The sequence below is a fragment of the Bacillus sp. ISL-7 genome (genome assembly GCF_018613065.1).
In genome coordinates, this window is the sequence record NZ_JAGGQW010000021.1 from 145,835 (window position 1) to 152,250 (window position 6,416).

Genomic DNA, 6,416 nt, shown 5'->3' on the forward strand with positions numbered 1-6,416 from the left:
TTTTTCTAAAATGGTTTAAAGTGAAATTCTGCGATCACATCAGCCTTGACTGTTATTTGTCCTGGTTCAATTTGTGTGGAGGCAGCTCCTTTCACGAAAGCTCCAGGCTGGTTAAAAACAGGCTGGACCGTTTTGCCTCCTTCGATAATTAACCTCGGTGTGGGGATTAACGATACATTTAATGTCCCTGCAATGGTTTTAGCCCTTTCAATTGCATTATTTACTGCCATAACTAAGACCTGTTTATAAAAAGACTCTTTGTCTTTCACTGTAAATTGGACGTTAGAAACATAGTTCACACCGTTTTGAACAGCGGTATCCACGACCTTGCCAACGATTGATAAGTCCTCTATTTTTACCTGCAGGATATGGGTTATTTTATAACCACGAAATATTTGTTTCCCTTGGTCATAATCGTAATCGGATTCAATTCGATAATCGAAGGTCTGTATATTATTTTTGGTAATTCCCAGTGAAATAAGAGAGTCGATTACCTTTGTTACTTCAAGAGAATTCTGCTGCTGGGCGTTTATTACCTGCTTGCTTTCCGTTATAATTCCTAGGTTTACCGAAGCGGAGTCAGGTTGGATTGCCAATTCTCCTTCACCAGACACTTTAATTAAATAGTCCTTGGGAGGTAATCCATTTCGATTTAACGGATGGTAATTGTACACTTCCCTCTCCCCCTTTATGTTTATTCTTTCTTTAAAATACGACTGACTTCCAAAAATGTTCCGATATTAAAATTTATCCCTTTCTACTTTTCTTATTTTTGTTCTAGCATTCATCTCAGAAAATAGAAAAGAAATGACAGTTTTGAAAGTCATAATGTGACCAAGCAGGCATACATTTTAAATAATGAGAAAGGCAAATATGAGGAGGTTGCACACGTGGAAACGATCCTAAACTTTTTACCAAAAAATATAGCCGACCTAATCAGCAAAATCCCTCCTAACCAAAAAGAAGAACTGGAAGAAATCCGCATACGAATTAACCGGCCGATTGAAATGACAATGAAAGGCGCACCCAGGTTTTTACCGTATATTGTCCAGCCTGATGATGCTTTTCACCTAATGAATAAAATAAGTCATTTCTCCATCTATACCCTCGAAGAGGAACTTAAGCAAGGATTTATAACTGTTTCCGGGGGCCATCGGATTGGGCTGGCTGGTAAGGTGATCCTTGAGGGTGGAAAGGTCAAGGCGATCAGGGACATTTCCTCTTTTAATATTCGGATAGCTAGGGAAAAGGTAGGGATAGCTGAACCAATTATCCCTTATATCTATCAAGGAAATTGGATGCATACGATGGTGATTGGTCCGCCCCAAACTGGAAAAACAACATTACTGCGTGATATTGCAAGAATTGCATCCTCAGGTTACTTAGCAAGGGGTATACAGGCAATTAAGGTAGGGATTGTCGATGAACGAAGTGAAATTGCTGGATGTGTTAATGGGATACCCCAATTGACCTTTGGTGACCGTTTGGATGTGCTAGATGCCTGTCCGAAAGCTGAAGGAATGATGATGATGATTCGCTCGATGAGTCCAGATATTCTAGTTGTTGATGAAATAGGCCGGAAAGAAGATGCTGAAGCCATCCAAGAGGCTGTTCATGCGGGAATAAAGTTAATGATGACCACACATGGGACGAGCATTGAAGAAGTAAGAAATAGACCATCTTTACGGACGATTCTTGATCAAAAAATTTTTCAACGTTTTGTTGTACTTAGCAGGGCATCAGGACCGGGAACTATTACTCATATTTTAGATAGAAATGGTAAAGAAATGAATCAAAAAGTGAGAGTGACATAAATGATTAAGCTTATAGGTGCTGTTTTCATAATTGTCGCAACAACATGGATCGGATTTGAGATTTCCAGACGTTTTAGTGAACGAACAAGGCAGCTCAGGGCATTAAGGACTGCACTACAATCACTTGAAGCAGAAATAATGTACGGTCATACGCCATTACATGAAGCAGCCAGAAGGTTAGCAGAACAGCTTTCAAAGCCGCTTTCAACCTTTTTTGAGTCCTTTTCCAAGAAATTAACGGACACCGAAACAACAGTAAGAGACGCTTGGGAAACGAGTTTAAGAGAAATATGGAATGCTACAGCATTAAAGCAGGGAGAATTTGAAATTATGAAGCAATTTGGGGAAACCCTGGGTCGACATGATCGTATGTCCCAGCAAAAACATATCATGCTGACACTAACACATCTTGAAAGAGAAGAGGCGGATGCAGTTCAAGCCCAAGCAACATACGAAAAAATGATCAAGAGTCTCGGATTCTTATCAGGATTATTACTGATTATTTTATTATTTTAGGGGGAAATGCAATGGGTTTAGAAGTGGATATTATTTTTAAAATTGCTGGTGTGGGAATAGTTGTTGCCTTTTTGCATACCGTTCTTGATCAGGTGGGGAAAAAAGAATACGCACAGTGGGTAACGTTGTTTGGGTTTATCTATATATTATTTCAGGTAGCATCCATTGTGGATGATCTCTTCCAAAAAATTAAATCTGTATTTTTATATCAATAGAAGGGGGGTCCCTAAGATTGAAATCATAAAAATAGTTGGCATAGCTCTTGTAGCAACCTTTCTAGCTTTAATTGTGAAAGAACAAAAGCCCAATTTTGCATTCCTCTTAGTTGTCTTTGTAGGTTGTGTCATTTTCCTTTTTTTGGTGGATAAAATTTATGAAATCATTCATATGCTTGAGAAACTGGCAGTGAATGCAAAAGTGAATATGGTTTATATCGAAACGATTTTAAAAATCATTGGAATTGCTTATATTGCTGAATTTGCCGCTCAGATTACAAAGGATGCTGGTCAGGGAGCACTCTCTTCTAAAATTGAATTAGCTGGAAAAATTATTATCCTTGCTATGGCGATCCCGATTTTAACTGTTTTGATTGAAACGATAATCAAACTTATTCCTAGTTGATGACAAACCTGAAAAAGAGGTGTAGATAGAATTGAAGCAGCGATTGCAGTTTATTCCTATTATAGTTCTTGTATTCTTTTTTTTATCCTTTACAGGTGTACAAGCTGCCGAAGAGACTAAAGACCCCAACCCTCTTTCTCCGCAGGAGTTAGTTGATGCCCAGCTTAAATCCCTTGATATTACAGAACTCAAACAATTTTGGGAGGACATTACCTATAAATACGGGGGATTTCTTCCTGAAAGTCAAAAGGGGAGCTTGTATGACTTCGTAAGCGGCGAGAAGAAATTCTCATTTAAACAATGGGGGTTGGGAATAGTAAAGTTTGCCTTTCAAGAGTTTGTTTCTAACGGGAAATTACTGGGGTCATTGATCATGCTAACCATCTTTAGTATGTTCCTTCAATCGATGCAGAATGCCTTCGAGAAAAGCGCGATTAGCAAGGTTGCATATTCAATCGTTTATATGGTCTTAGTCATAATTGCCCTGAATAGTTTCCATATCGCCATAAGTTATACAAATGAAGCAATCGGATCGATGATCTCTTTTGTGCTAGCACTTGTTCCACTGTTACTCGCATTAATTGCAGCCTCTGGCGGTCTTATATCAGCAGCTTTCTTTCATCCGGTGATCTTGTTTTTAATGAATATAAGCGGTTTATTCATGCAATATATTATCCTGCCTCTCCTGTTTCTAGCCACCTTGTTGAGTATTGTAAGCACGATGTCAGAACAGTATAAAGTGTCACAATTAGCTGCCCTGCTAAGAAACTGGAGCATTGGGTTAATGGGAATCTTCTTGACGGTGTTTCTAGGTGTTATATCAGTACAAGGAGCATCAGCAGCTGTAACAGATGGTGTTACGATTAGGACAGCGAAATTTGTAACGGGGAACTTTATACCTGTTATCGGCCGGATGTTTACAGATGCTACAGATACGGTGGTTAGTGCATCTGTCCTATTAAAAAATACAGTAGGCATTGCTGGTGTTGGTATCCTGCTTATCATTGTAGCCTTCCCAGCTATTAAAATCTTAATGATTGCCTTTATCTATAAATTCGCTGCCGCAATCTTGCAGCCATTAGGCGGCGGGCCAATCATTACCTGCTTGGATATTATTAGCAAGAGTGTCATTTATGTATTTGCAGCTTTAGGAATCGTTTCACTGATGTTCTTTTTATGTATAACAGTTATAGTTGCGGCAGGAAACCTGACGATGATGATGAGATAGGGGGGATTCATATGGAATTTTTAATAGAGTGGGTAACGAATATTATTCTCTTTATCTTGTTAGCCACGGTAATTGATATGCTCCTCCCCAATTCAAGTATGCAAAAGTACACAAAAATGGTTACAGGACTCCTTTTAATTGCCATTATTCTTACCCCAATTTTTAAATTGATTTCCAAGGATTTTGAATCAGCAATGGGTTCGATCCCTTCATATCAAGCCCCTGGAGAAAAAAATATGAAAAATTCAATAGATTTCAAGAAAAAAGAAATACAAGCCCAACAACATGCATATATTTTAGAAGAAATGGCTGTCCAACTGAAAAAGGACGTGAAAGAGGAGTTGATGGAACAATACGGATTGGAGATAGCAAAAATTGATCTAGCTACAAATGAAGAAAGCGACCAAGCATTCCCAGACAACCTCCAAAAGGTTATGGTTCTTCTGAAGCAACCAGAAAATGAAGTGAAGACAGTCGAAGCGATCAAACAAGTCGAAATTAACACAGAAACACCTCTTCCATCTAAAAGCTCAACAGAAGAAGCTGAAAAAATTGCCGCTTTTCTTTCGCAAAAATGGAATGTGACCAAAAAAACAGTTGAAGTTTCGATTGAAGGGGGGATTAATAACCAAAATGAATAACAACCAAGGACCATTTTCATGGCTTAAAAAGGTGCTTAAAATAGAAGGTAAATCTGACAAGAAACCAGGGAAATACCAGTATATGCTTGTTGTTCTATGTATCGGTGCAGCCTTTATGCTTGTTGGCAATATTGTATTTAAAACAGATTCGAACTCAGCGGATACACCTGTTGCGACGAGTGAAAAAGTAAATTCCGAAGATGTACCGGCATTTGGTCTAAATAAGGGCTCAAGCAATAAGGCATTGGATAAATATGAAGAAAAATATGAAAATCAGCTTAAGAAAGCCCTTCAGGAAATGCTAGGGGTTAACGATGTTACAGTTGTTGTCAATATTGATTCCACTGATAAGAAAGTGCTTGAAAAAAATAGGGTTTCCAAATCACAAACGACTGAAGAAACAGATCGAGAAGGTGGGGAACGGAAAGTTGAGGAAGCCTCAATTGATGAACAACTAGTGATTATCCGTGAGGGTGAAAAAGAGGTTCCGATTGTAGTAGAAACGAAAAAACCTGTAATTCGCGGTGTCTTAGTAGTTGCGAAAGGCGCAGAGAATATACAAGTGAAAAAGTGGATTGTAGAGGCAGTTACACGCGCTTTAGATGTACCAAGTCACCGAGTTGCTGTCATGCCTAAAAAATAAAAGGGGTGTTTTCCTATGCTATTGAAAAAACAAACAGTTTGGTTATTAACGATGTTAAGTTTAGTAGTTGTCTTATCCGTTTATTACATTACCTCTCCGGAACAGAAGAGTAATGATCTAGCTGCTGTTTCGCAAAAAGCGAAAGATCAAAATCAGGGTAAAACAAAAACGGAAGCTAAGGATGATAAAACAATTGTATCAACTGTTGCGGGTGATGAAGCGTTTGAAGAATTACGTATGAAGCTCGATGACCTAAGGAGCGAACAGCGAGAGGATCTAACGACGGAGCTTGCCTCCACAGATATTCCTGCGGTTGAGCGAAGTAAAGTAAAAGATCAAATGGACAAATTGAATCAAACGGCCAAACAAGAAGAAATTCTTGAAACGTTAATTAAAACAATGGGCTATGAAGATGCATTAGTAAGAGCAGATGGTGAAAAAGTAAGAGTCACAGTTAAATCTAAGAAGAAACCTTCAGCAACTGAGGCCAACAAAATCATCTTACAGGTGAAAAAAGAAATTGGAGAAACCAATTATGTAGCAGTAGAATTCCAACCAATGAAATAAATGAATGTAAAAAAGGAAAGTCAACGACTTTCCTTCAGATTGTCGAGAAAGGGCATTTTCTCGGCAATTTTTTATTCTCAGCATTTAATTATTCATTGTACCTGCTAATGGGCCTGTTGATTTCCGCTCTAGGCACTTCGCTTTCCGCAGGCGCTTCAGCGAGGGCACTGAAAAAGTCCCTTGTTTTATAGCAGTTGTAGGTTGATTTTATTAACTCTTCAACTGCTTTTTATTTTATAATTGTGGTAATAAAACATTTTAGGTGGTATACAAATGATTTCCTTTCAAGATTCATTCAATCTTAGCCCATACATAGCAATTTATGATCTCGTTGTGCCAAAAAATAATATGCTTCGTCAAATTAAAGAACTAGTCGACTTCTCATT

The 6,416-nt window shown here is 38.3% G+C and carries 9 protein-coding genes; 8 read left to right on the forward strand and 1 reads right to left on the reverse strand.

The features are described 5' to 3' along the window. Window positions 1-5 precede the first annotated feature (5 nt). Window positions 6-674: an SIMPL domain-containing protein gene (locus J7E66_RS06465; protein WP_214998545.1), complete on the reverse strand. Its 669-nt coding sequence runs from the start codon at window positions 672-674 to the stop codon at window positions 6-8. A gap of 216 nt (window positions 675-890) precedes the next feature. Between J7E66_RS06465 and spoIIIAA the strand changes: the two genes are divergently transcribed. From spoIIIAA to J7E66_RS06505, 8 genes are read left to right on the forward strand one after another with little or no spacing between them, the layout of a single operon-like run. Beyond that, complete coding sequence (gene spoIIIAA, locus J7E66_RS06470; RefSeq protein WP_214998546.1) at window positions 891-1,814, forward strand: stage III sporulation protein AA; 924 nt, start codon at window positions 891-893, stop codon at window positions 1,812-1,814. Beyond that, window positions 1,815-2,330: a stage III sporulation protein SpoIIIAB gene (gene spoIIIAB, locus J7E66_RS06475; RefSeq protein WP_214998547.1), complete on the forward strand. Its 516-nt coding sequence runs from the start codon at window positions 1,815-1,817 to the stop codon at window positions 2,328-2,330. An 11-nt stretch (window positions 2,331-2,341) separates the two neighbouring features. Continuing rightward, entirely contained in the window at window positions 2,342-2,545 is a 204-nt protein-coding gene (spoIIIAC, locus tag J7E66_RS06480; RefSeq protein WP_066060661.1) for a stage III sporulation protein AC, read from the forward strand. After that, window positions 2,502-2,951 carry a stage III sporulation protein AD gene (gene spoIIIAD, locus J7E66_RS06485; RefSeq protein ID WP_098931474.1) on the forward strand — a complete coding sequence of 150 codons (450 nt, stop codon included), beginning with the start codon at window positions 2,502-2,504 and terminating at the stop codon, window positions 2,949-2,951. The genes spoIIIAC and spoIIIAD overlap by 44 nt, the downstream gene beginning before the upstream one ends. Before the next feature lie 31 nt (window positions 2,952-2,982). Continuing rightward, on the forward strand, window positions 2,983-4,179 hold the full coding sequence (gene spoIIIAE, locus J7E66_RS06490; protein ID WP_214713120.1) for a stage III sporulation protein AE: 1,197 nt from the start codon (window positions 2,983-2,985) through the stop codon (window positions 4,177-4,179). A gap of 11 nt (window positions 4,180-4,190) precedes the next feature. Beyond that, window positions 4,191-4,820 (forward strand): stage III sporulation protein AF, encoded by a 630-nt coding sequence (spoIIIAF, locus tag J7E66_RS06495; RefSeq protein ID WP_214998548.1) that lies wholly within the window; start codon window positions 4,191-4,193, stop codon window positions 4,818-4,820. Next, entirely contained in the window at window positions 4,813-5,463 is a 651-nt protein-coding gene (gene spoIIIAG, locus J7E66_RS06500; RefSeq protein ID WP_214998549.1) for a stage III sporulation protein AG, read from the forward strand. The genes spoIIIAF and spoIIIAG overlap by 8 nt, the downstream gene beginning before the upstream one ends. 15 nt (window positions 5,464-5,478) lie before the next feature. Continuing rightward, the gene (locus J7E66_RS06505; RefSeq protein WP_214998550.1) at window positions 5,479-6,030 is read left to right on the forward strand and encodes a SpoIIIAH-like family protein; all 552 of its coding nucleotides are present in this window, start codon (window positions 5,479-5,481) and stop codon (window positions 6,028-6,030) included. Window positions 6,031-6,416 lie beyond the last annotated feature (386 nt).